This window comes from Gordonia sp. ABSL11-1 (genome assembly GCF_030315685.1).
GTDB lineage: Bacteria > Actinomycetota > Actinomycetes > Mycobacteriales > Mycobacteriaceae > Gordonia.
Map to the genome: position 1 here is coordinate 154,303 of NZ_JASXSI010000013.1, position 20,772 is coordinate 175,074.

Here is a 20,772-nt window from a genome sequence, read left to right on the forward strand (position 1 = left end):
CTCAGCGATGGTAGGACGCCACGCGGAGTTGCGACCACCACACTCGACGACGAGTCCTCGGCGCGTCACTCGTCGTCGTAGTGATTGGGGTGCGCGGTCACCCGGAATGTCCGGCGCAGATGTGGCCATCGTCACCTGGCGGGGTGGCTCCGATTCGGGACAATGTGGGCCCGCCGGTAAGGTGAGGTCCGCAAAGGTTCGCCCCGTCGCTCATCAGAGAGCGGTTCCGAACTGGGGCGATGTACTTCCCGACAACACCCGAAAGGTGGTCGACGTGGCACTCGTTGTGCAGAAGTACGGCGGATCCTCGGTCGCTACGGCCGAGCGGATTCGCCGTGTCGCCGAGCGCATCGTCGAGACCAAGAAGCAGGGCAATGACGTCGTCGTGGTCGTCTCCGCGATGGGCGACACCACCGATGAACTGCTCGACCTGGCTCAGCAGGTCAACCCGACGCCCCCGGCGCGTGAGATGGACATGCTCCTCACCTCCGGTGAGCGCATCTCCAACGCGCTCGTGGCGATGGCCATCAGCTCGCTCGGTGCCCACGCGCAGTCGTTCACCGGCTCTCAGGCCGGTGTCATCACGACGAGCAGCCACGGCAAGGCGAAGATCATCGACGTCACCCCGGGACGCGTACGCAGCGCTCTCGATGAGGGCAAGATCGTGCTGGTCGCCGGCTTCCAAGGAGTCTCGCAGGACACGAAGGACATCACCACGCTCGGTCGTGGTGGATCGGACACGACGGCAGTCGCCCTCGCGGCGGCACTGAAGGCCGACGTGTGCGAGATCTACACCGACGTCGACGGCGTGTACTCCGCCGATCCGCGTATCGTCCCCGACGCGAAGCGGCTCGAGACGGTCTCCTTCGAGGAGATGCTGGAGCTGGCCGCCTGCGGCGCCAAGGTCCTGATGCTGCGCTGTGTGGAGTACGCCCGCCGGTACAACGTCCCTGTTCATGTGCGCTCGTCGTACTCGACCAAACCCGGCACTCTCGTCGCCGGCTCGATGGAGGACATCCCCGTGGAAGAAGCCATTCTCACCGGCGTCGCGCATGACCGCAGCGAGGCCAAGATCACCGTCGTCGGCCTCGACGACAAGCCGGGCTACGCGGCGCGCGTCTTCCGCGCCGTCGCCGACGCCGAGATCAACATCGACATGGTGCTGCAGAACATCTCGAAGGTGGATACCGGCAAGACCGACATCACCTTCACCCTGCCTCGCGAGCTCGGCCCGATCGGCATGGAGAAGCTGAAGAAGCTGCAGGACGAGGTCGGGTTCACCGACCTGCTCTACGACGATCACATCGGCAAGGTGTCCCTCGTCGGCGCAGGCATGAAGAGCCACCCGGGCGTCACCGCGACCTTCTGTGAGGCGCTGAGCAACGCGGGCATCAACATCGAGCTGATCTCCACCTCGGAGATCCGGATCTCGGTGCTCTGCCGCGACACCGAACTCGACGACGCGGTCCGCGCGCTGCACGAGGCCTTCGACCTCGGCGGCGACGAGGAAGCCGTCGTCTACGCCGGAACGGGGCGATAGACCATGGGCGTGAGAATCGGTGTGGTCGGTGCGACCGGTCAGGTCGGCGGCGTCATGCGAACCCTGTTGGCGGAGCGCAAGTTCCCGGCCGACGAGGTGCGCTTCTTCGCCTCGTCGCGGTCGGCGGGCAAGAAGCTCCCGTGGGGAGACGGTGAGATCGTCGTCGAGGATGCCGCGACCGCGGACCCGTCGGGTCTCGACATCGCGCTGTTCTCGGCGGGCGGGACCATGTCCAAGGAGCAGGCTCCACGGTTCGCCGCCGCCGGCGTGACCGTGATCGACAACTCGTCGGCGTGGCGTAAGGATCCCGACGTCCCGCTCGTCGTCTCGGAGGTCAACGGAGAGCTGGCGAAGAACCCGCCGAAGGGCATCATCGCGAACCCGAACTGCACCACGATGGCGGCGATGCCGGTGCTCAAGCCGCTGCACGACGCGGCCGGATTGCAGCGCCTGATCGTCTCGAGCTACCAGGCCGTCTCGGGTAGCGGGCTCGCCGGCGTGGAGGAACTCGCCACCCAGGTGCGTGCGGTTGCCGACGACGCCGAGAAGCTCGTGTACGACGGTGGGGCAGTCGATTTCCCGGCGCCGAACAAGTACGTCGCGCCCATCGCGTTCAACGTCGTCGCGCTGGCCGGTTCGCTCGTCGACGATGGCTCGGGTGAGACTGACGAAGACCAGAAGCTGCGCAACGAATCTCGCAAGATCCTCGGGCTTCCCGAACTCCTCGTCAGTGGAACTTGTGTGCGTGTACCCGTGTTCACCGGCCACTCGCTGTCGATCAATGCGGAGTTCGAGCGGCCGATCTCGGTCGAGAAGGCGCAGGAAATCCTCGCTGCCGCAGCAGGAGTCCACCTCTCCGACGTGCCGTCGCCGCTCGGTGCGGCCGGCGGCGACAACTCGCTCGTCGGTCGTATCCGCCAGGACCCGGGAGTTCCCGAAGGACGCGGTCTCGCACTGTTCGTGTCGGGCGACAACCTCCGAAAGGGCGCTGCGCTCAACACGATCCAGATTGCCGAGCTGCTGGTTTAGGCTCCGTTTCCCCGCGGACGTAGCGGATATCGTCGTCTGGAGTGGATTTCCGCTACGTCTGCGGGTTGGGAGGAACCGAGACGGCAGCCGCCGCCTCGACGATGATCGCCCGCATGGCGGCCTCGGCGGCCACGGGATCGCCGAGCCGGATGGCCCGCGCGACATCATCATGCAGCGCAATGGCTTCCGGGTTCGGACGGTCCGGCATCATGCCGTGATGCGTCCGACCGGCCAGGACCTCGTGGACGACCTCGGCGAGCGCGCGGAACATCTCGTTCCCGCTGGCCTCGAGAAGCGTCCGATGGAACACCTTGTCGGCCAGTAGGTAAGCCTCCAGGTCGACGCTGCGACCGTGCACCGCCATGTCGGACACCGCCGCCGCCAGGATTCGGCACTGATGCTCGTCGGCGCGTTCGGCGGCCAGCGCCGCAGCCACCGGTTCGAAACCGCGCCGCAGTTCCGACAGTGTCAGCAGGAAGTCGGTGCGTTCGGCGCCGTCGAGCCGCCACCGGATGAGCTGCGGATCGAACACGCTCCACCGTGTCCGCGGCTGGATGGTGATCCCCACACGTCGTCGTGAGGCGACCAGTCCCATCGACTCGAGTACCCGGATCACCTCCCGGGCCACGGTGCGTGACACCCCGTACTGGGCGCAGATGGCGTCGAGGGTGATCACGCTGCCCGTCGCCTGCTCACCGGACACGATGTCGCGCCCGATCGCCGTGAGGATCTCGTCGTGTCGTGGCCCTGCCCCTGGTGTGTCCCGACTCACCGAATCATCTTCCCATTGATCCTCGGATCTGCCGAATATGCGTACTTATGGCGTCCGCATCTTGCAAAAGTATTACTATTGAGGCACTCTGTGTGACCAGCAGCACAACTGGGTTAGGAGCGGGTATGCAGTCACCTGTGGTCGTGATGGGTGTGTCGGGGTCGGGCAAGTCGACCGTGGGGGCGGCGTTGTCGCAGCGTCTGAGGGTTCCGTTCGCGGACGCCGACGACTTCCATTCGCCGGAGAACATCGCCAAGATGTCCGCCGGCCACGCGCTCGACGACGACGACCGACGGCCCTGGCTCGAATCGATCGGTCGATGGCTCACCGATCACGCCGACGGCGGCGTGATGAGTTGTTCGGCGCTCAAGCGCTCCTACCGCGATCAGCTCCGGTCCCACGAGCCGTCGGTCTTCTTCGTCCACCTCGACGGCCCGCTCGAGGTCATCGCCCGACGACAGGCCTCGCGTCCCGGCCACTTCATGCCGGCCGCTCTGCTGGAATCACAGTTCGCCACGCTCGAACCGCTCGACGACGACGAGCGAGGAGGCGTCGTCGACGTCGATCAGAGCGTCGACGAGATCGTCGACCAGTCGGTGTCCGCACTCGAGAACGGAGTGGACCGATGACAACCGCGCTCGCGAACCCGACGCTCACCTTCCTCGCCGCCGACACGGAGTTGCCGGAACCGGTGGCACCCGGATGGCAGTTGATCGTGGCCGCCCTGGCCGGCATCGCCGTGATCGTCCTGGCGATCACGCTCGCCAGGGTGCATCCGTTCCTCGCCCTCATCGGCGGCGCCGCGACCGTCGGAATCGTTGCAGGCGAATCGATTCCGACACTCCTGGAGTCCTTCACCGACGGCTTCGGCACCACGGCCGCGGGTGTCGGCATCCTCATCGCGCTCGGTGCGATGTTCGCCAAGTTGCTCGCCGACTCGGGCGGTGCGGACGAGATCGTCGACACCATCGTCGGACACGCCTCACCGCGGCTGTTGCCGTGGGCGATGGCGCTGGTCGGCGCGATCATCGGCTTGCCGATGTTCTTCGAGATCGGCCTCGTCCTGCTGATGCCGGTGATCTATCTCGTGGCACGGCGGTCGGGTCTGGGGCTCATCGTGATCGGTATCCCGGCCCTCGCCGGACTGTCCGCGATGCACGGGTTCGTCCCGCCGCACCCGGGGCCGCTGGTCGCCATCGACGCACTCGGCGCCGATCTCGGAACCACCCTCGCACTCGGTGTGCTCGTGGCGATCCCGACGATCGTCGTCGCCGGGCCGCTGTTCGGCACGCTCGCCGGACGCTGGGTGACCGTGCCCATCCCGGAGACCTTCGACGCCGACCCCGGCGATGGCCCGACGACCCGCCGGCCGAGCTTCGGGATCACGATGTTCAGCGTCCTGCTGCCGGTCGTCCTGATGCTGGGCAAGGCGCTCGCGGAGATCTTCGTCGAGGACGAGAACCAGCCGGTGCGCAAGGTCCTCGACGTGCTCGGCACCCCGGTCATCGCGCTGCTGATCGCCGTCGTCGTCGCGATGTTCACACTCGGCCGCGGCTCGGGGATGGATCGCGAGACGATCTCGAAGTGCACCGGAGCGGCACTGCCCGCGATCGCGGGCATCTTGCTCATCGTCGCCGCCGGCGGCGGGTTCAAACAGGTTCTCGTCGACACCGGGATCGGGACTCTGCTCGCGGACTGGGCCAAGGACGTCAACATCTCCGTGTTGCTGCTCGCCTGGATTCTCGCCGCACTCATCCGGTTGGCGACCGGCTCGGCAACGGTCGCGACGATCACCGCGTCATCGCTCATGCTCGGGTTGGTCGACGGACTCAGCTCCGGCGAGGTCTCGCTGGTCGTGCTGGCGATCGGGGCCGGATCGGTCTTCCTCTCACATGTGAACGACGCCGGATTCTGGCTGGTCAAGGAGTACTTCGGCATGACGGTCGGCCAGACCTTCAAGACCTGGTCGATGATGGAGACCGTGCTGTCGGTCACCGGACTGATCGTCGTCCTGCTGCTCGGACTGGTGATCTGACCACTGAGCGAGACCCCGGTCACCCGCCCAAGTTACTGTGCGGTAGCTTACCGACCATGAGACATATGCGGGGAATCTTCTCATCGGTCACAGGCGCGTCCACCAGCAGACTCCGGCGTCTGGGTGCAGTCGCCATCAGCGGTCTGATCGTCGGTGCGGCGGTGTCCATGACGCCGCCGTCCGCGTCGGCCGCCGGCGACTTCTACACGCCGCCGGCGACGTTCTCCGCTGAACCCGGCGCGGTCATCCGCAGTCAGCCCAGCCCGCTGCTGTTGCAGATCCCCGGTGTCAAGAACCAGTGGCCGGGTACGGCCACCCGGATCATGTACACCTCCCGGTATCAGGACGGCACGCCCGCCGCGGTGACCGGGACCGTCGTCGAACCGACCGCGCCGTGGAAGGGCAAGGGTCCGCGCCCGACCGTCGTGCTGGGGCCGGGCACCGTCGGCCAGGGTGATCAGTGTGCGGGCTCGAAGCTGATGAGCTTCCCGCTGAACATCGATCCGGCCAAGCCGAGCATCGCGGTCAACTATTCGGCACTGGAGATGAACCTCCTGCTGCTCAACGGTGTCCGGGTCGCGATGACCGACTACATCGGCATGGGTACCCCGGGGATCCACACCTACGTCAACCGTGCGGAGTCCGGACACGCCATGCTCGACGCCGCCCGCGCGGCACTGCACGTCGCCGGCGCGCCCGCGAACTCGCCGGTCGGCTTCTCCGGCTACTCGCAGGGTGGTGGCGCGGCCGCCTCGGCCGCCGAACTCGCCGCGACCTATGCGCCGGACCTCGACGTCAAGGCCACCTACGCCGGGGCACCTCCGGCCGACCTCGCCAAGGTCATCGACCGCATCGACGGGACATTCATCGTCGGCGGAATCGGCTATGCGATCAACGGGCTCACCGCCCGCTACCCGGCGCTACGTCCGATCCTCGATCGGGAGACCACTCCGGCCGGTCGACGGGTTCTCGCGCAGGTCGCGACGCAGTGCATCGGCGACACCGGTCTCGCCTTCGGATTCCAGCACACCACGCAGTGGACGCGCAGCGGTCAGCCGCTGTCGCAGGTGATCGCCCGCAACCCCGAGGCGAAAGCGGTTGTCGCCGAACAACGAATCGGCACGCTCAAGCCGAACGCGCCGGTCCTGCTCGAAGGCGGCATCAATGACGATGTCATCCCGTACGGTCAGGTCGATCAGCTCTACCGCGATTGGCGCGGCCAGGGAGCCGACGTCCGGATGGTGACCAACGGGATCCCCCCGATCTTCCCGGGACTCGTCGTGAACCACGCACTCCCGATGCTCACCACCCTGCTGCCGGCGACGAACTTCATCCTCGGCGAATTCTCGCGCTGACCCGGGTGGCGGCGCGACCGCTCGATCCGGATCGGCAGATGTGATGTGCTGTAGGTCGATGATGAGCGTTCGCGGATATCGGTGGCCGGCGATCGTGGTCGCGGTCCTGGTGGCGACGGGGGTTCTCGGCGGGATCGCGCAGGCCGCGCCGGCGGCTCCGGGACCGGCGACCGGGGTGGGCCCGACCGGCACCTCCCTGATGCACGGTGATCTGTGGTCGACGGATTCGACGTCGTTCCACGGCCCGGGTCGTACCGCGCGGCTGGCTACATCGTCCATTCCGGGTGGCGCCTGCGCCGCGACCTTCATCGGCCGGGATGGTTTCCCGGTGTCGTTGTGCACGCAGTTCATCGGTACGGCACCGGCCGCGTTCGCGGTTCCCACGGTGACGCTGTTCGATCCGGCCACGGCGGCGCCGCTGGCCCGGTTGCAGCTGACGAAGGGAGGCCTGCTCGGCGGTGTGTACGGCTACCTCGACGATCGTGACCGGGTCGTCGTCGCCGACGGTTCCGGATCGATCCTGCGTGTGGCACATCGAAAGTCAGGTGGCCGGTGGCAGATCGTCGTCGACGACCGGATCGACGTGTCGCACCGGATACCGAAGGGCGACGCGATCACGGGTCTGGCGCCCGACTTCGACGGACGGGTCTGGTTCGCCACCACCCAAGGGGTCGTCGGCACCGTGGATCGGGACAAGCGCATCCGGTCGACCCACCTGCCGCGAGGCGAGCGTCTCGGCAACGGGCTGTCCGTCCGGGCGTCGGGCGCCTCGATCCTCACCACCCACGCGCTCTACGAGATGCGGGCCGACGCCGACGGCGTTCCCCACGTGATCTGGCGCCGCGCGTACGACCGCGGTCAGGCCCGCCGACCGGGCCAGCTGACGTGGGGATCGGGTACGACGCCGACCTACTTCGGGCCCGGCGGCGACGGTTGGGTCGCGATCGTCGACAACGCCGCACGGCCGCAGCTCATCGTCTACGACAGCGACACCGGATCGACCGTCTGCCGGATGCCGGCCTTCGTGCGGTCGGGGCAGGGAACGGAGAACTCGCCGATGGCGTGGGGCAATTCCCTGGTCATCCCCAGCACCTACGGCTACCAGTACCCGCCGATGGCGGTCGACGGCCCCAGCGTGCCGGGCAACGCCCCCTTCGTCGGCGGCAGCACCCGGATCGACGTCTCGACTCAGGGCTGCCGGCGGATCTGGGAGAACGGCGACCGCATCGCGACGCTGCCGCGACTGTCGCGCGCGGACGGTCTCATCCACGCCCTCGGTTACGGCCCGTACCGTCCGGGCGGAATCCAGCAGATCGGGCCGATCGATTACGTGGCAACGGATTTCGCCACCGGAAAGCGTGTCAGGACACTGCGGGTGGGTGAGGGGCCGGTCGACGAACCGCTCGAACTGACCGGCACCATCGGTCGCGACGGCACGCTGTGGCAGGCGACCGTCGGCCGGATGCTGAAGATCACGCGGTGACGAGCGACTCCTCGGGCACGCCCGCGTGAGCAGAACCGGCCCGCGGAAACCGGCCGCCTTGCACGACGGTGCGACAATCGGTGACATGACCGAACCCGCCGACGACGCCGATCGAATCCCCACCCAGGCCGAACTGGATGCGGAGGATCTGGCGGCCATCGCGCGCAGGTCGAAGGATCGCGACGAGGCGAATCTCTATCCGGAACGGTTCGACGACCCGGGACCGCCGCCGGCCGCACTCGTGCTGCACGCGCGGGTCGCGTGGTGGGGTGCCGCGCTCACGGGCCTGGTCAGCGCTGGATACGGCTTCGTGAGCATGTCGACGATCACCGACCTGCTGCGCGCGAGATTACTCGAGGGGGTCGTCGACGATCCGCGCAACGCGAGCCCGGCGGATCGGGTCGATTCGCTTGCCGGGTTCTTCCCGCCGTTCATGCTGATCATGATCGTCGTGTTCCTCGCCGTCGAGTACGCGCTGCTCGTCGCCGCCGCCAACCAGCACAGTCGCAACTGTCGCAACTTCTTCCTCTCCGCCGTCGTGGTGAATCTGCTCTGCATACCGATCGGCATCGACCTGCTCTTCGACTACCCCGCGGTACCGTCGGCGATCGCGGTGCTGGGCTGGGTGCAGTTCGGTCTGCTGGTGGTCGCCGCACTGATGACGTTGCGACGATCGGTCAATCAATGGTTGCCGGTGTCCACACGGATGCGTCCGACAAGGATGCTGCGCGCGAGGTGATCTCGATACGGCGCCTCGCTGCGCTCGGTGCCTACTCGATCAGCGGCCGGGTGGTGCGGGGCGGTTCCCGAAGCTGGTCGAGTAGCGAGCGAGCCCCAAAGGGCGAGCACGCGTATCGAGACCACGCCTCACCCCAGCGCCGCCAACTCCTTCGTGAACTCCACCTCGTCGATCCGCGTGCTGCGGCCGTCGTCGACGACGATCTCGCCGCCGACCATCACGGTGTCCACGATCGATCGTGATCCCGTGGTCAACAGCGAGGCGCCGGGGTCGCGGACGGGCAGTGTCGCGTAGTCGCGGTCGAACCGGATGACGGTCAGGTCCGCGGGCCCACCGACGGCGATCCCGCCGACGACCTCGGGCAGGCCGAGCGTCGCATTGGCGCCACCGCAGGCGATGTCGAGCATCTCGCGGTATCCCAACAGGTCCGCCCGACGGTGTGCGGCGCGCTGCAGATAGGCGGCGATGCGCATCGTCTCGAACATGTCCTGCGTGTCGTTGCTCGCCGCGCCGTCGACGCCGAGGCCCACCGAGAGCCCGAGGCCGAGCATCGCCGGCACCGGTGCGATGCCGCTGCCGAGGCGCATGTTCGACAACGGGTTGTGCGAGACCGCGACTCCACGCTCGTGCAGGATGCGCCGGCCGGCGGCGTCGAGCTCCACGCAGTGGACGGCGAGGACGCGATCCCAGAGGAAACCGTTGCGATCGAGATGCTCGAGGGCACCGACGCCGACGTGTTCGCGGCACATCACGTCGTCGGTGGCGGTCTCCAGCAGGTGGATGGAGACCGGGAGGTCGCGCTCCTGCGCGAAGGCCCGGATCGTCGCCATCCCGGCGTCGGTCACCGACCGCGGATTCGGCACGGCGAGAGCGACAGCGATCCGCGTGCCACCGACCAGTTCTCGCAGGCCGTCGACGTGGTCGAGGACGTCTCCCAGCGGTTGCATGAGCCGGGGCTCGAATCCCCACTTTCGCGTCGCATCCGGCCGATCCGCCACACCTCGCCCGAGGACAGCGCGAATCCCGGTGTCCCGCAATGCCTGGACGACCGCAGCGTGGACCTCGTCGGACGGATGCGGCCACATGTGTTCGACGACGGTGGTCGTCCCGGACCGCAGCGCCTCCAGGCATGCGGACACGGCTGCGAGGTACGCGCGTTCCGGGGTGATGGCCACCGATTCCTCGGCGACGGCGAGCAGCCACTCGAGCAACGGTGTGCATTCGGCGATGCCACGCATCAGCGACTGCTGGAGATGTGTATGGGTGTTGACGAAACCCGGGATGACGAATCCGCTTGCTGCGTCAGACGGATGCGCGGTGTCGACGATCGCGACGATCACGCCGCCGACGACGCGCACATCCTGATGGGCCCGCCACCGACCGCCGGTGTAGACGGTGACGTCGGCCAGGGTCGTCGGCGGAATCGTCGATGACGTGTCGTCGGGAAGCTCTGAGATCGACATGGCGTCTACTTCGCGAAGTTCGCGGCGATGCGCTGCGCGATGTAGTCGGCGGCGGTGATCGGTGGATAGGTGCGGCGAGCGCTCTCGATGGTCACGTCCATGTCGGCCTGGGCGAAGTACGCGATCGTGTACCGCGGGCCGCTGTACTCGCCACGACGCGGAGCGCGGACACGGTGGAAGTTCGACGGCAGCCGATCGTCCGACCATCGCATCAGCATGTCGCCGATGTTGCAGGTGATGGCGTCGTCGGATGGTTCGATCGGCGTCCACGCCTGACCGTCGGCCTCGGCACCCGGGAGTACCTGCAGCCCACCTTGTCCGGATCGCTGGAACAAGAGGGTCAGCACGTCGAAGTCGGTGTGTGCTCCCGCACGCCAGACGTTGGGCTCGTCGAGGAGGTCGTCCGGGAAGGCGTAGTAATGCAGTAGGCGGAGCGTGCTCTGGTAGGCGGCCGACGCGGGGTCGTGGGCGCGGGCGAAAAAGTCGCGGGCGAGTCCGAGTCGGTCGGCGAAGCAGCTGAGCAGATCCATCGCGAGCTGATGGCATCGGGACTCGAAATCCTCGATGGTGGAGCGGAATCCCGCAAGTTCCCCCTCGGCGGGCCACAGCCCCTCCATCCGTGGTCGGGTGAACTGGTAGGACTCCTTCTGATCGGGAGTGCCGACCGACGGACGGACCTGGGTCATGCACTCCCACCCCGCGTTCTGGCCCTTCTTCAGCGGATACTGCTCTTTGACCTGCCGAGGGAGCGCGAAGAACCGGGCGGACATCTCGAAGGCGTGATCGACGGCGAGCAGATCGATTCCGTGGTCGATCACCTGGAAGAAGCCGATATCGGTTGCTGCGGACCAGAGTTCATCGGCTACCTGCTCACGACGGTGCTCCAGATCGGCGAGACTGATCCGTCGGACCTCGCGCTCGGTGGTCTCGGTGCCGGGGCCACCCATCGAGGCCTCACGGTCGAGTTCGGTCATGGTGTGGGCGCGGCTACCGGAAATGGCGTCGGACATGTGTTCTCTCCATGGTGATGAGGCCGCATGCGCTTTTCGACGCGATGCCGGGAGAGCGGTCATCGCGGACGCGAACAGACGGACTCTTGCCGACTGCTACACACGAACTCGTGGTCTCGAGGATAGGGGACGTGCTCGTGCGCCGCGACTCGAACCCTGGTGAGGGAGGTTTGCCTCATTTTTCTGGAATTCTTCCAATAACTGGAACTATTCCAGAAATGAGGCTACCGTGGAGTCATGCAGGATCCCGACACGTTCCATCGACAGCTCCGAGAGGCGGGCATGCGCGTCACGGCCCCGCGGCTCGCGGTGCTGGAGATCCTGCATGCCCACCCGCACTCGACCGCGGATGTCGTTGCCGCGGGCGTCCGAACACGTCTGGGCGGCGTCTCCACCCAGACCGTCTACGACGTCCTGCGGGCCTGCTCCGAACGGGGATTGCTGCGTCGGATCGAGCCTGCCGGTTCACCGGTGCGGTACGAGACCCGAACGGGAGACAACCATCACCACCTCATCTGCCGGGCGTGCGGCGCGATCGTCGACATCGACTGTGTCGTCGGCGAGGCGCCCTGCGTCGTCCCTGATCGCGATCACGGGTACCGCGTCGACGAGGCAGAGGTGACGTTCTGGGGTGAGTGCCCATCTTGTCTGCGAAAGACGCAGGCGGACAGATGAACAGGACGCCAGGGAGATGTTCGGCATCGGCTTCGGATGTCGAACGCGACTACGCAGCACCATGATCGGAGCGGAAAGGGCACCCTGGGCGACGACCGTCACAGCGGAATCGGAAATGACCGCCGGTCAGAAATCGTTGAAACAGGCGAGAGTTCGCCGACAAACCAGAACAACCACACTGAACGTCGAGGAGTGAACGATGGCAATCGATCCCGCATACACGATCTCGTCCACAGCATCCGGCGGAGGCCGCGACGGACAGGTCGTCTCCGACTCCGGACAGATCGATCTCGACCTGCGCCCACCCAAGGAGATGGGCGGCAGCGGTGAGGGCAGCAATCCCGAGGAACTCTTCTCCGCCGGCTACGCTGCGTGCTTCCTCGGCGCCTTGCGCGCCACATCCAAGCAGGCCGGTGCGCCCGTCCCCGAGGACTCGACGGTCACGGTGACCATCGGCATCGGCAAAGACGAATCCGACGGTGGGTTCGCGCTGGTCGCGACCATCGAGTCCTACATCCCGGGAGTCGACGAAACCACCGCGAAGCAGCTCGCCGAGCAGGCTCACCAGTTCTGCCCGTACTCCAAGGCCACCAAGGGAAACATCCAACACACCATCGCCGTTCGGGTCTGACCCGGACGCAACCGCGCACAGCCCGCGCAGAGAGGAGTGGCGCCATGGCCACCAACACCCCCATCACCAGCACCCTCACCGAGGAGCAGAAAGCCGTCACCGGACAGGCACTGCAGGACACCCTGGTCGATCTGATCGACCTCAGCCTGATCGCCAAGCAGGCGCACTGGAACGTCGTCGGACGTCAGTTCCGTTCCGTCCACCTCGAACTCGACGAGCTGGTCGCCGTCAGCCGTGAGTTCACCGATGCCGCCGCCGAGCGTGCGACGGCCATCGGGGTCAGCCCCGACGGCCGGGCCGAGACCGTCGCGAAGACCGCGCACACCAAGGGTTTCGGCGAAGGCTGGACCGATGACGCCGACGTCGTCACGTCGATCGTCGAGAACCTCAAGGCCGTCATCGCCGGTCTTCGCGAGCGGATCGACACCACCGAGAAGGCCGACCCCGTCACGCAAGACCTGTTGATCGGGTTCGCGTCCAAGCTCGAGCAACTCCACTGGATGTGGCAGGCGCAGGTCGCCTGACCGCCTGACCCGAGTTCGCGACCGCCGGTCCCGGTCGCATGGCCGACAGCCCCGGCCACCGACACGCGCCGTCCGACCCGCACATCATCGTGCAGGTTCGGGCGGCGCGTGTTGTCGTCGGCGGGGGTCTCCGGCGCCGGTTGCTCATGTGACCGGGCGCACTCCGACGAGATCGCCGGATGTAGCGTGTCAGCGTGGACAGTTGGGGAGCAAGTGTGGGGCTGGGACTTCTCGCGGCGGCCATCGGCGTCGTCGCGTTCGTGCGATACCGCGAGCGGGAGACCGCGTCGCTGCACCGTGACGTCACCGTGGCGCGTGAGCTCCGCGAACTCGCGGCGGGCGACGACGTCCGGATCGCCGCGGTCGATGAATTCGAGCTGGCCATCTATCAGCGACTCTTCTACGCATCCGTCGTCGGGCCGCGCGTTCGCAGCGCCGCGTGGTCATTGCTCGGTGCCGCGCTGGCGCTGACCGCAGCCCTCGCGACCACCGACGTCGGAGGAATCCTCGGCACGGTGGTGCACATCGTGGCGGTCGTCGTCGGCGCAGTGTTCGGTGTGTCGACCCTGTTCTTCACCGGGCTGGCCGTCTTCCATGCCGCGACCACTCCGCGGGTCTCGTTCGCGGAGTCGTACGGGGTGGAGTCGGACGACTGAGCGTTGTGGGGTGTGATCTCGATACGCGGCCTCGGTCGCTGCCGGCGGTCGTTACTCGATCAGCAGGAGGATGGTCGCTACACACGCTGATCGAGTGCCCGCGCGAGCGAAGCGAGCCGGGTGTATCGAGATCAGGCCCACCTATCGCGCGAATCGTCGACGGTAGGTGGTCGGCGACACGCCGACGGTCGCGTTGAAGTGGTGGCGGAGCAGGGTGGCGGACGCGAAGCCCACCTTCCCCGCGACGTCATCGACCGGCAGATCGGTCGATTCGAGCAGCCGCCGCGCATGCAGTACCCGCTGCTCGGTGAGCCATTTGTGGGGTGAGATGCCGACCTCGTCGACGAACCGCCGGGCGAAGGTGCGCGTCGACATGTGCATGCGGCCAGCGAGGGCGTCCACCGAGATCTCGGTGTCGAGATTGCCGATCATCCATTCGAGGACGCCGGCGAAGCCGTCCGAGTCGCATTCGGGGATCGGAGCCTCCACGAACTGCCGCTGACCGCCGTCCCGATGGGGAGGCACCACCATGCGGCGTGCGATCCGGTTGGCGACTTCGGGCCCGAACTCCTCGCGGACAAGATGCAGCGCGGCGTCGATGCCGGCCGCGGTCCCCGCGCTCGTCGTGATCGGGCCGTCGTCGACGAACAGCACGTCGGTGTCGACGATCGCGTCGGGATACATCCGTGCGAGCTTCGAGCCGTACCGCCAATGAGTCGTGCACCGGCGACCGTCCAGCAGTCCGGCCGCCGCGGCCGCGAACGCCCCCGAGCAGACGGTGAGCACCCGGCCGCCGTTGTCGACGACAGTGCGCAGCGCGTCGAGGACCTCGGGCGGGAAATCGGGGTCGGTACTGCCGCCGGGGATGGCCACCAGATCGGCGTCGAGGCACTCGGAGAGCGCGTGCGGCGGAACGACGAACGCGCCGTTCCCGATGTCCAGCGGGACGCCTGGTTGAGGGGAGCAGATGAGGAACTCGAACGCGGGGACGCCGTCGTCGGTGCGATCGAGGCCGAACACCTCGTTGATCACGCCGAACTCGAACAGCGCGACCCGGTGATAGAGCAGCACCGCGACCTTGTTCAGCATGAAACCCAGTATGGCAGAAAATTTGCGAACAATGTCATCAGCGCCACTGGTGGCGGGATATTGACGGAGAAATAATTTCTGTCATGAACACCATCATCCTCGTCACACTCCTCGTCGCCATCGTCCTGCCGGCCGCGCTGATCGTCTACCGCGCCGATCGGCGCACCTCGCACATCCCACGCGTTCCCTTCGGTTTCGGTGCCGACGCCGATCGCATCCACGATGAACTGGTTGTCCTCAACCTGCGGCGTCGCGATTGCGCGTGACGTCCGATCTGTCGGTCTTGCACCGACATTCGTGGCTGTTAGGTTGGGCCCCGACCGGCAAGGAGTCGTCATGCACACATCAGTGGTGCACCAAGGGGGCAACCGTTCGGATGTCGCGCAATCGCGTGTGGTCGGCGCTGGCAGTTCTCGTCGTGGTCGCCGCCCTCGCCGCGGTCCTGTCCGCGGTGGTGCGGTCGTCGAGCCCGTCGTCGGCAGCGCAACTCCGTGAGGGCAGCGCAGCCGTCGTCGACGGGCCGGACCGCGCCGACGGTGTGCTGGTGAGCAGCACACTGTTCGGCCGATCCGATGAGGCGATCGTCGTCACGCCCGCTGCCGGTGCGCAGGGTTGGGACCGTGCGCGCACACTTGGCGAGGAACACCAGACACCGGTCTTCGCGCTCGACGACGCCGACCGCGCCGAGGTGGCCCACGAGATCGGCCGCCTGGGTGTGACCACGGTTTACGTGATCGGGGATACCTCGGCAGCCGGTGGGCTGGGCGCGGCGCGGATCTCACCGGACACGGCCGCGATGTCGGGGCAGCGCGCATCGCAAGCCGGCACATCGATCGCCTTCCTGTCGGATGCTGCCGGTCCCGATGCCGAGGTCACTGCCCACGCAGCGGGTGCGCGGGTCGTCCGGGTCCCGGCCGACGACCCGCGGGGCACCGGCGAATCGGTCCGCGTTCTCCGCGATCACCCGACCGCGGCCGTCCGTGCGTTCGGCGCCGGATTCGGGAGCAGTGACGAGTTCGCGGACCGCGTGCACACCGCTCGGACGCAGACCGAACTCCCCGGCGGTGGTCAGATCGTCTTCCCGGGTCGTCAGATCGTCGCCCTCTACGGGTCGCCGGGGTCGCCGACGCTCGGGCCGCTGGGTGCCCAGGACATCCCGGCCTCGATCGATCGCGTCAAGAAGCTCGCCGCCGAGTATCAGCCGTACAGCCGGGTTCCGGTCGTACCGGCGTTCGAGATCATCGTGACGGTCGCGTCGCCGGAACCCGGTCCGGACAACAGCTATTCGAGCATGGTCGATCCCGCTCGCATACGCCCCTGGGTCGACGCCGCACGCGCCGCGGGGGTCTATGTCACCCTCGACCTGCAGCCGGGTCGCACCGACTTCCTGACCCAGGCCCGGCGCTACGCCGATCTGCTCGCCCAACCCCACGTCGGACTTGCGCTGGACCCGGAATGGCGACTGAAGCCGGATCAGGTGCATCTCACCCAGATCGGGTCCGTATCGGCCGACGAGGTCAACCGCACCTCGCAATGGCTGGCCGGATTCACTGCCGAGCGCGAGCTTCCGCAGAAGGTCTTCGTCCTGCACGAGTTCGACAGCGCGATGCTCGCGAATCGGGAGCGGATCGACACGAGTCATCCCGAGTTGCAGGTGCTCATCCATGCAGACGGGCACGGTGAACCACCCGTCAAGATGGGGACCTGGCAGCGGCTGGTCGCCGATTTGCCCCCGAATGTCTGGATGGGGTGGAAGAATTTCGACACCGAAGACCATCCGACGTTCACTCCCTCGCAGACCCTGCAGGTCCGCCCCCACCCGGTGTTCATCTCGTACCAATAGGAGGCGACGATGGCGGCGACGATCCGCGAACTGGCCAGATGTGTGGAACCCGCGGACCGCGGGAATCCGATCGAGATCCTGCAGGGGCAGGCGCAGTCGCGGGTGCCCGACCTGGTGCCGGTTCGCAACGCCCGGATGTCGGCGACTCCGTTCACCTTCTATCGCGGTGCCGCCGCGGTCATGGCCGCCGACCTGGCCGCCGTCCCGCACTCAGGGGTGATGACACAACTGTGCGGCGACGCCCACCTGAGCAACTTCGGCGTCTTCAACACGCCGGAACGTCGGATGATCTTCGACCTCAACGACTTCGACGAGACCGCTCCCGGCCCATTCGAATGGGATGTGAAGCGTCTGGCGGCCAGTTTCGCGGTCGCCTCCCGCGGCAACGGATTCGATGCCGAGGCCACCCGCGCACACGCCCGTGAGGTGGCGCGGGCCTATCGAAAACGCATCCGTGCGAGTACGGAACTTACCACGATGGACTGTTGGTACTCGCGGATCGACGTTCAGGAGGTCCTGGGGAAGGTTGGATCGAAGCTCGATACCTCGACCGAGGAGCGGACCGTACGCCAGTTGCGAAAGGCCCGACATCGGGACAGCGCGCAGGCGGTCGCGAAACTCTGTGAGATCGAGTCCGACGGCAACGTGCGCATTCGCAGCGACCCGCCGTTGCTCGTCCCCATTCATGAACTGTTCCCCAGCGAACGGGCGGAAGTCGTAGAGGAGCTTATCGGCGAACGACTGCGCGAGTACCGCGCGATGCTGCCGGACTACATCCGGGCGCTGTTCGACCAGTTCACCCTCGTCGACGTTGCACGGAAGGTGGTCGGTGTCGGTAGCGTCGGTACCCGTGCGTGGATCGTCCTCTTCCACGGCAATCGCGCAAAGGATCCACTGTTCCTGCAGGTGAAGGAGGCGCAGCGCTCGGTACTCGCCGATCACGTGCCTGCTCGGCAATACCCGAACCAGGGACAACGTGTCGTCGAGGGGCAGCGGCTGTTGCAGGCGGCCAGCGACCTGTTCCTCGGATGGACCACCGGCCTCGACGAGAACGGCGAGAAACGCGATTTCTACGTCCGTCAATTGCGCGACGGAAAAGGGTCGGTGGTGATCGAGGCGCTTGCTCCGGCGGACATGACGTTGTACGCGAAATTGTGCGGACGCGCACTCGCCCATGCCCACGCCCGGACCGCGAGTCGACTCGAGATCGCCGATTACCTGGGTAGTGAGAAAGGCTTCCCGGATGCCATCGCCGATTTCTCGATCGCGTACGCAGACCTCACCGACAGTGACCATCGGACGATGCTGACTGCGATCGAACAGGGGAGACTCGAAGTTCACGAGTTGACGTGACCGTCGTGGAGATCCGTTCACGAGCCGGTGTCGGTGATTATCGTGAACATTCGGCCAATTCGATAGCAATTCGATCCCGTTCCCGGTGTGGTCGCGAAACAATTCGCGACGGCGAGCCCCATTCGCGCTATGTTCTCGTCTGAACAGATTCCGTCGGGAGAATCTGTCGCGGGATCGGGGGTCCACAGATGAGGTCGTCGCAACGGCAGACCCCGGCGACCGTTCATGCTGGCACGACGACCGCACCGGACTTGCCGCCGGCTCCCGGGCCGGACCGTGACACGCGACTCGCGGCGATTCTCGACGATGCGGTCGACTGCCCCGCTGCCGTCGTCCTGGTCAGTGCCCCGGGTCGACGGTGACGTGGCGGGCCGGTGCCGGGTCTCCAAGCTCGACGCGCGATATCAGCTGGGAGAGCCTCGACGCCGTCGAGGTCGACGACATCCGACGTCGCCTCGACACGGCGCACCCCCGCGTGGACGACGGTCGTGCGCCGCGCCCCCGTGATGGTGCTGACCGCGGCGCTCGCCGATGCCGTCGCCCGCGACGTCGGCACCTTCGGTCACGTCGAGAGTTTTTGCGGCGGCGTATCTCGCGGTCGCGCGGGACCGGTGGGCGTCTCGGCAGGTCCATCTCACTGTCTCGGAAATCCGGGTGCTGACGTTTCTGCCGTCGGGCCAGACGGCGGAGGAGATCGCCGACGTGTTGTCGGTGTCGGTCAACACCGTGAAGACCCACATGCGCACCATCTATCGGAAACTCGGGGTCGGTGCCCGGCGCGACGCGGTGTCGGCGGCGCGCGCTGCGGGTCTGCTCTGATCGTTCTCAACCGCAACCCGACTCGGCGGATAGCCACCCTGACTCTCTGACATCACCCCGGAAACAAAGCGGGTGATGCCATCGATACGGGGTGCTGCGATCACACCGACGCTCAGGGGTTGCGACGGAACTCGAGCAGGGTGAGCCCGAGCGAATCGAGTCGCGCGATCACGCCGCGGGCCGCGGCCGTGTCCGGTAGTTCGCCGGAAAGCTCTGTCGTCGTGCGGCGGTCGTCGTGCAGGGCGACGAGCTTCGGGAAGCTGGCCAGGACGCGGTCGGACAGCGCCCCGTCCACCAGGAACTCGTACTCGTGGCGATCTATGCGCTCGTCCGCCGATCGTGATCGTGTCGTGCTGTTCGGAGTCAGCGTGCTCGTCGCGACTGGCGGGCGACATCATCCGTGGCGGATGAAGATGGCAGGGGAGGACAGGTTTCACGGAGCCGACGCGTGATCGCGCCGTCGGATGAGGGCCGAACCTCCGATGCCGACCACCGCGGCGACGACGAGTCCCAGCACGGTCTCGGACACCCGTTCGGTCAGGCGCCCGGTGGCCTGCGCCGGGTCCGGATAACTCAGCATCAGGATGACCAGGAACGTGGTGAACGTCGGCAGGATGTACCAGCGGCTCCCGCGGGTCGCGGCCGCCGCCACCAGCGCAACCGCGACGGCCACGGCCACGGCCCAGGGGGCGACGCCGAGTTCGACGAGACCGGTCGCGGCCGATGCCCCGACGAGTACGGACACGAAGCGTCCCATCGTCCGCCATTGCTGTAGGAGGGCGTCGGGGCGCATGACGAGAAGGGCTGCCGCGCAGGCCCAGCCGACATGATCGAGGTCCAGGAGGAATCCGATCGTGGCCGCGACGAGGCCGACGAGACCCACCAACACCCCGTAAGGGATCCCCGGCAGCGCCGTCGGTGTCACCGGGCCGTCGGCGGGTTCGGCCAACCAGTGTTCCGGCAGTGCGACAGCGACAGCGAAGGTGATCACACCGCCCGCGATGAACAGGCCGGTGATCGTCACGCCCGTGCGCCAGCCGTCGAGGCTGAGCCCGATACCCACCAGCGGCGGCGCCAGGATGATCAGCAGCAAGGCCAGTCGGGGACGGTGCAGGCGCGGTCCACCCCAGGTCGCGACCACGGGCAGAAGGAACATCGTCGTGCAGGCGAGGACGGGCCATGGCGAGACCGTGGCGCCGACGGTGATGGGAACGCCCAGGATCAGTGATGCCGCCAGGATGAGCACCCTCCGACGACGATCCCGCGGAATCCCGATGACCAACGACGGGATCATCCCGACGCCGAGAACCACGCCCGAACGGACATCTACCAACCCGGTGACGAGCACGGCCGGCGTCGCGGCGACGAGGCCGGCCAGTGCCGGGAGCCAGCGCCATACGAGCAGCGGGGGTACGGCGACGGTCACTGTGCAGACCTTATCCGAGATGGACCGACCGAACTCTCGTCAGCTGCCGCGTCACGTTGGTCGCGCCGGACAACTTCACCCGCGGCGGGTGATGGCGGCGCGACGCCGGGCACGAGTCACCGGTGAACTGTGCTCTGACCGTTTCGTCGGGCTGTGGGCGCCGCAGGTCGGAGTAATCCGGACAGTTGATCAGATGGCAGACGACGTGCGGTCCGTGGCGGCGCAGGCGGCGGTGCGACCCTGGTGGCCAAGGCACGTCCGGTGAACCGTCCTGGGGTCTGGTGGAGACCGTGAACACACCAAGAGAAGGTCATGGCTGTGAGGAAGTAC

At 67.0% G+C, this 20,772-nt stretch carries 21 protein-coding genes; 15 read left to right on the forward strand and 6 right to left on the reverse strand.

Annotation, left to right across the window (positions count from 1 at the left end; translation table 11 throughout):
- Positions 1-274 precede the first annotated feature (274 nt).
- The gene (locus tag QSJ19_RS15875; protein ID WP_286321773.1) at positions 275-1,540 is read left to right on the forward strand and encodes an aspartate kinase; all 1,266 of its coding nucleotides are present in this window, start codon (positions 275-277) and stop codon (positions 1,538-1,540) included.
- Between the two features lie 3 nt (positions 1,541-1,543).
- Positions 1,544-2,569 (forward strand): aspartate-semialdehyde dehydrogenase, encoded by a 1,026-nt coding sequence (locus QSJ19_RS15880; protein WP_286321774.1) that lies wholly within the window; start codon positions 1,544-1,546, stop codon positions 2,567-2,569.
- Positions 2,570-2,621: 52 nt separating this feature from the next.
- Here QSJ19_RS15880 and QSJ19_RS15885 read toward each other — a convergent pair whose 3' ends face one another.
- A complete protein-coding gene (locus tag QSJ19_RS15885; RefSeq protein ID WP_286321775.1) occupies positions 2,622-3,341 on the reverse strand; it encodes a FadR/GntR family transcriptional regulator in 720 nt (239 codons plus the stop codon).
- A 125-nt stretch (positions 3,342-3,466) separates the two neighbouring features.
- Between QSJ19_RS15885 and QSJ19_RS15890 the strand changes: the two genes are divergently transcribed.
- The 5 genes from QSJ19_RS15890 to QSJ19_RS15910 all read left to right on the forward strand — a co-directional run bounded on the left by QSJ19_RS15890 (position 3,467) and on the right by QSJ19_RS15910 (position 8,953).
- Positions 3,467-3,970, forward strand: a complete 504-nt coding sequence (locus tag QSJ19_RS15890) for a gluconokinase (RefSeq protein WP_286321777.1) — start codon at positions 3,467-3,469, stop codon at positions 3,968-3,970.
- Positions 3,967-5,376, forward strand: a complete 1,410-nt coding sequence (locus tag QSJ19_RS15895) for a GntP family permease (RefSeq protein WP_286321778.1) — start codon at positions 3,967-3,969, stop codon at positions 5,374-5,376. Before QSJ19_RS15890 ends, QSJ19_RS15895 begins: the two co-directional genes overlap by 4 nt.
- A gap of 65 nt (positions 5,377-5,441) precedes the next feature.
- The gene (locus QSJ19_RS15900) at positions 5,442-6,731 is read left to right on the forward strand and encodes a lipase family protein (RefSeq protein WP_502876200.1); all 1,290 of its coding nucleotides are present in this window, start codon (positions 5,442-5,444) and stop codon (positions 6,729-6,731) included.
- Between the two features lie 61 nt (positions 6,732-6,792).
- Positions 6,793-8,214, forward strand: a complete 1,422-nt coding sequence (locus QSJ19_RS15905; protein WP_286321780.1) for a hypothetical protein — start codon at positions 6,793-6,795, stop codon at positions 8,212-8,214.
- 85 nt (positions 8,215-8,299) lie between these two features.
- Entirely contained in the window at positions 8,300-8,953 is a 654-nt protein-coding gene (locus tag QSJ19_RS15910) for a hypothetical protein (RefSeq protein ID WP_286321781.1), read from the forward strand.
- Between the two features lie 128 nt (positions 8,954-9,081).
- On the opposite strand, the gene QSJ19_RS15915 is transcribed toward QSJ19_RS15910, so the two are convergent.
- Together QSJ19_RS15915 and QSJ19_RS15920 are read right to left on the reverse strand one after the other, a co-directional pair.
- Complete coding sequence (locus QSJ19_RS15915) at positions 9,082-10,416, reverse strand: amidohydrolase family protein (RefSeq protein ID WP_286321783.1); 1,335 nt, start codon at positions 10,414-10,416, stop codon at positions 9,082-9,084.
- A gap of 5 nt (positions 10,417-10,421) precedes the next feature.
- Positions 10,422-11,426, reverse strand: coding sequence for an isopenicillin N synthase family dioxygenase (locus tag QSJ19_RS15920; RefSeq protein WP_286321784.1), 1,005 nt, complete (start codon positions 11,424-11,426; stop codon positions 10,422-10,424).
- Between the two features lie 237 nt (positions 11,427-11,663).
- Between QSJ19_RS15920 and QSJ19_RS15925 the strand changes: the two genes are divergently transcribed.
- The 4 genes from QSJ19_RS15925 (at position 11,664) to QSJ19_RS15940 (ending at position 13,912) form a co-directional block, all read left to right on the forward strand.
- Positions 11,664-12,101 (forward strand): Fur family transcriptional regulator, encoded by a 438-nt coding sequence (locus tag QSJ19_RS15925; RefSeq protein WP_286321786.1) that lies wholly within the window; start codon positions 11,664-11,666, stop codon positions 12,099-12,101.
- A 199-nt stretch (positions 12,102-12,300) separates the two neighbouring features.
- Positions 12,301-12,732 (forward strand): organic hydroperoxide resistance protein, encoded by a 432-nt coding sequence (locus QSJ19_RS15930; protein ID WP_286321788.1) that lies wholly within the window; start codon positions 12,301-12,303, stop codon positions 12,730-12,732.
- A gap of 44 nt (positions 12,733-12,776) precedes the next feature.
- On the forward strand, positions 12,777-13,256 hold the full coding sequence (locus tag QSJ19_RS15935; RefSeq protein ID WP_286321789.1) for a Dps family protein: 480 nt from the start codon (positions 12,777-12,779) through the stop codon (positions 13,254-13,256).
- 194 nt (positions 13,257-13,450) lie between these two features.
- On the forward strand, positions 13,451-13,912 hold the full coding sequence (locus QSJ19_RS15940) for a hypothetical protein (RefSeq protein WP_286321791.1): 462 nt from the start codon (positions 13,451-13,453) through the stop codon (positions 13,910-13,912).
- Positions 13,913-14,053: 141 nt separating this feature from the next.
- Here QSJ19_RS15940 and QSJ19_RS15945 read toward each other — a convergent pair whose 3' ends face one another.
- On the reverse strand, positions 14,054-15,001 hold the full coding sequence (locus QSJ19_RS15945) for a GlxA family transcriptional regulator (RefSeq protein WP_286321792.1): 948 nt from the start codon (positions 14,999-15,001) through the stop codon (positions 14,054-14,056).
- An 83-nt stretch (positions 15,002-15,084) separates the two neighbouring features.
- On the opposite strand from QSJ19_RS15945, the gene QSJ19_RS15950 reads away from it, so the two are divergent.
- The 4 genes from QSJ19_RS15950 (at position 15,085) to QSJ19_RS26995 (ending at position 19,016) form a co-directional block, all read left to right on the forward strand.
- Positions 15,085-15,267: a hypothetical protein gene (locus tag QSJ19_RS15950; protein ID WP_286321793.1), complete on the forward strand. Its 183-nt coding sequence runs from the start codon at positions 15,085-15,087 to the stop codon at positions 15,265-15,267.
- A 110-nt stretch (positions 15,268-15,377) separates the two neighbouring features.
- Positions 15,378-16,844 carry a hypothetical protein gene (locus QSJ19_RS15955; RefSeq protein ID WP_286321795.1) on the forward strand — a complete coding sequence of 489 codons (1,467 nt, stop codon included), beginning with the start codon at positions 15,378-15,380 and terminating at the stop codon, positions 16,842-16,844.
- A 9-nt stretch (positions 16,845-16,853) separates the two neighbouring features.
- Complete coding sequence (locus QSJ19_RS15960) at positions 16,854-18,197, forward strand: DUF2252 domain-containing protein (protein WP_286321796.1); 1,344 nt, start codon at positions 16,854-16,856, stop codon at positions 18,195-18,197.
- A 531-nt stretch (positions 18,198-18,728) separates the two neighbouring features.
- The gene (locus QSJ19_RS26995) at positions 18,729-19,016 is read left to right on the forward strand and encodes a helix-turn-helix domain-containing protein (protein WP_502876198.1); all 288 of its coding nucleotides are present in this window, start codon (positions 18,729-18,731) and stop codon (positions 19,014-19,016) included.
- 112 nt (positions 19,017-19,128) lie between these two features.
- On the opposite strand, the gene QSJ19_RS15970 is transcribed toward QSJ19_RS26995, so the two are convergent.
- Positions 19,129-19,311 (reverse strand): DUF8691 family protein, encoded by a 183-nt coding sequence (locus QSJ19_RS15970; RefSeq protein ID WP_286321797.1) that lies wholly within the window; start codon positions 19,309-19,311, stop codon positions 19,129-19,131.
- A 138-nt stretch (positions 19,312-19,449) separates the two neighbouring features.
- On the reverse strand, positions 19,450-20,442 hold the full coding sequence (locus QSJ19_RS15975; protein ID WP_286321799.1) for an FUSC family protein: 993 nt from the start codon (positions 20,440-20,442) through the stop codon (positions 19,450-19,452).
- Positions 20,443-20,772 lie beyond the last annotated feature (330 nt).